Below are 710 nucleotides of genomic sequence, written 5' to 3'. Positions count from 1 at the left end.
ACCGCCATATGAAATTAATTCTTTCAAAGCACAAGTAATATAATATAACAGCCTGTACGATATGTCAACAATAAATTTTTTATAACGTTTGGCAGGAAGATTACGTTATAGTAAGGATATAGACTTAGGGGAGGGGATCAGGATGATTTGTCTTGTCAGGCATGGCGAAACGGATTGGAACAAGCTTGGAAGAATTCAAGGCAGTACTGATATACCGCTGAATGAAAGAGGGATCAGACAGGCGCAGGCTACTCGTGATTATCTGGCAGATAGTGATTTTGACATGATCATTGCAAGTCCGATGAAGCGGGCAAGGAAGACAGCTGATATTATCAATGAAGCCCTGCAGCTGCCGCTTGTAGAAATGGAAGGTTTTGTCGAAAGGGGATTCGGCGAGGCGGAAGGTCTTACCAGGGAAGAACGGGAAGCTAAATATCCTAGCTTTGATTTTCCAGGTATGGAGTCATGGGATGATCTGGTTGAGCGGGTAATGAAGGCGTTGCAGGAAGTGAATGAGAAGTATGGGGATAAAAAGGTGCTGTTAGTTGCACATGGAGCAGTTATCGCTGCGATTCTATCTACCATCTCGGATGGAGAATACGATCTTGAGAATACGCGTCTCGTGAATGCTTGCATCAGCAATATCCAGTTCATCGAAAAAAAATGGAAAGTACATAATTACAACCTTTCCGATCATTTAGCGAATATAT

General features: G+C 42.5%; 1 protein-coding gene. It reads left to right on the top strand.

All coding sequences use genetic code 11. The annotated features are described in order from the left end of the window. Window positions 1–136: 136 nt before the first annotated feature. Window positions 137–710, top strand: a 574-nt coding sequence (locus tag CHH53_RS16975) for a histidine phosphatase family protein (protein WP_143594512.1), incomplete at its 3' end; no start/stop codon positions are given.

Source organism: Terribacillus sp. 7520-G, assembly GCF_002271665.1.
GTDB lineage: Bacteria > Bacillota > Bacilli > Bacillales > Amphibacillaceae > Terribacillus.
The sequence above is the reverse complement of the archived record's forward strand: the minus strand, read 5'-3'. Positions and strand labels throughout refer to the sequence as shown.